2 protein-coding genes are annotated in these 2704 nt (G+C 67.6%); one reads left to right on the top strand and one right to left on the bottom strand.

The window, feature by feature from the left end:
* The coding region (locus ACIQ7H_RS22235; protein WP_395795687.1) for an integrase core domain-containing protein at nt 1–112 on the bottom strand (112 nt) is incomplete at its 3' end.
* A gap of 298 nt (nt 113–410) precedes the next feature.
* Between ACIQ7H_RS22235 and ACIQ7H_RS22230 the strand changes: the two genes are divergently transcribed.
* Nucleotides 411–2704: carboxylesterase/lipase family protein (locus tag ACIQ7H_RS22230; RefSeq protein WP_395795685.1), on the top strand; the 2294-nt coding region annotated here is incomplete at its 3' end.

The raw sequence follows: 2704 nt of genomic DNA, 5'->3' as shown, positions 1-2704 counted from the left end.
CCACCTGCTGCAAGAACACATTCGCTGGAGTGAAAAGGGCGATGCCCTCGTGCGGGCGGTGATAGTTGTAGTGGGTCACGAATTCCCGCGTCCACGCCCGCGCGTGATCGATGTCGTCGAAGCGCCCCGGAACGTGTCAACCCTTTCCCAACACTCGGCGACGTTTTTTCTAACTAACCACCTCCGGCAGATCGAGCTCAACGGGTGTGGATCTGGCCTTGAGCGCGCCGGGTGTGCTGAGCAGCTCAGCTGCGGGTATCGCCAAGTCCGGGTATATACCTCGCACTGCCCGGGGCGACCAGAACGCCCACAGGCCGCCGGTCAACCTTCGGCCATATAGTGCGTTGTCTGGGAGTCACCAGCGGTCCGGATCAGTTGCTTGCGGCCCGCCTCACCCGAGGATCCGATGCATGCGCGCACTCTTGCTGCTGTCTTTGATGTCATGGGCCATAGCCGCTGCCGCTGCCCCACCGGGTGCTGGCCTCTATTACGATCGTAGCCGCAGCGGCCATGGTCTGGATCTGCAGATCGTCGGTGATCGCGTGGTCGGCACCTTCTACACGTTTGCCGACGACGGCCAGCCCTACTGGTATCTGGTCGACGGCACCTGGTCGGGCGATGTCGGCACGATCGAGATCGTCGAGTACCGTTACAGCGCGGGCGCTATGCCCGCGGTAGCGGTGGCTGCACGCTTTCCCGGAGCGCGCCTGCAGCGGGCAGCAAGCGCGGCCGGTTGCGGCGATGGCAACGCCCGGCCGGGCGCCGGCAGTCTGATCGACTTCAGCTTCAACATCGGCGGCGAAAGCCTGCGCTGGTGCCTGGAGCCCATCGTGCCGGCAAGCTCCGCTGCCGAATCGGCGCTGTCCGGCAGCTGGTACGCCGGCACGGCGGACTCCGGCTGGGGTTTGATCAGCTATCTGTTCGGCGCGACGGGCGCAGCCCAGGCATTTCACACGCTTTACGTCTACGACGGCAGCGGGCGACCGCGCTGGGCCTACGCCAGCGAGGCTGCGCCCGACACCGCGTTCACCCCCGACTTCCGCTTCGCCCGCGGCTATTGCCGCAGTTGCGCCAGCGTGCCGCTGACGACACAGTCGGCTGGAAACGCGAGCATCACTCTGGTGACACCGCGCGCCGACACCGAGAACAACCGCATCATGCTGGCGCTCAGCTACCCCTACGGCGTGGGTGGCCGATTCGACCGCAGCGAAAGGCCGCTGCGGCCGCTCACCCTGGCGACTCGGCCAGCGCTGGTGGCTGCCACCCGCGAAGGTCTGGTGCGCGGCACGGCGCTCGGCGCGACCGGTGCCTTGTACCTTGGCCTGCCCTACGTGGCGCCGCCGCTCGGCGAACTGCGCTGGCGCGCGCCACAGTCGGCCGCGCCGCGGACGCAGCCGCTGCAGGCGAGTGCCTTCGGTCCGGCCTGTCCGCAGAACGCGACCAGCGACGGCATCTACAACAGTACGCTGGGCACGCGTGGCGAGGATTGCCTGCGACTCAACGTGTGGACGCCGGAACTGCGCGAAGGCGTCGCACGGCCGGTGATGGTCTGGATCCACGGCGGCGGCCTGGTGGAGGGTTCGTCGGGTGAGATGCGTCCGGATGGCACGCCGACATATGACGGCGCCAGACTGGCCGACGACGGCGTGGTGCTGGTCTCGATCAACTACCGGCTCGGGCCGCTCGGCTACATGGCGATGCGTGAGTTCGCCGGCGAATCGCCGGACCACCCTAGCGCCGGCAACTATGGGCTGCTGGATCAGATCGCCGCGCTGCGCTGGGTTCGCGACAACATTGCGGCCTTCGGCGGCGACCCGTCACGGGTGACGATCTTTGGCGAATCTGCGGGTGGCTTGTCGACCTGTGCGCTGCTCGCCAGCCCTTTGGCGCGCGGATTGTTCCACCGCGCCATCATCGAGAGCGGCGGTTGCCTGCGTTCGCTACCCGCACTGGAAACCGCACCCTCCGGCCAGGACCCTGGTTTCACCCAGGGCGTGCGGGTCATGACGGCGGCCGGCTGCAGCGGGCAGCCCGACCGCAAGGCTTGCATGCGCGCACTCAACTGGGAAACCCTGATCCAGGTGGCGCAGCCGACCGTGGGCTTTGGCCGCACTGGAGAAAAGTTCGGGCTGCTGCAGGATGGCTACGCGCTCGTCGAGGGCCCGGGCATCGCGATAGCCGCCGGGCGCGCGGCGCCGGTGCCGCTGATCGCCGGCATCAACAACGATGAACTCACCGCCTTGCTGCCAGCCAGCGCGCGACCCGCCACCGTCGCCGCCTACGAAACGCTGGTCATGCAGACCTTCCCGACCATCGGCGCCCTGGTGCTGCAACAGTATCCGGCCGCGGCCTATCCGGAGCCCTGGTACGCCTACACCGATCTGCTCGACGATCTGCAGTTCGCCTGTCCCAACGCCGCCTTCACGCGCAACTTCGCCAGCGCCGGCAATCCCACCTGGCGCTACGTGTACACGCATGTGTTTGCCGGACCGACGGCGATCTACGGCGCCTTCCATGGCGCCGAAATCGCCTTTGTGTTCGGCCCGACGTCGACCGCGACTGCCGCGGAAGCCAACCTCTCGGCGCAGATGCAGCGTCAGTGGACACGCTTCGCCGCCAGCGGCGATCCCAACGGCGGCAGCGATCCTATCTGGCCGCGGCGCCTGCCGGCCGATGACATCGCCATCGAGTTCGACGACGTGGC

It is taken from the genome of Aquimonas sp. (assembly GCF_044377145.1).
In the GTDB taxonomy this organism is placed as follows: Bacteria; Pseudomonadota; Gammaproteobacteria; order Xanthomonadales; family Xanthomonadaceae; genus Aquimonas.
This window is presented reverse-complemented; position numbering and strand designations above follow the sequence as displayed.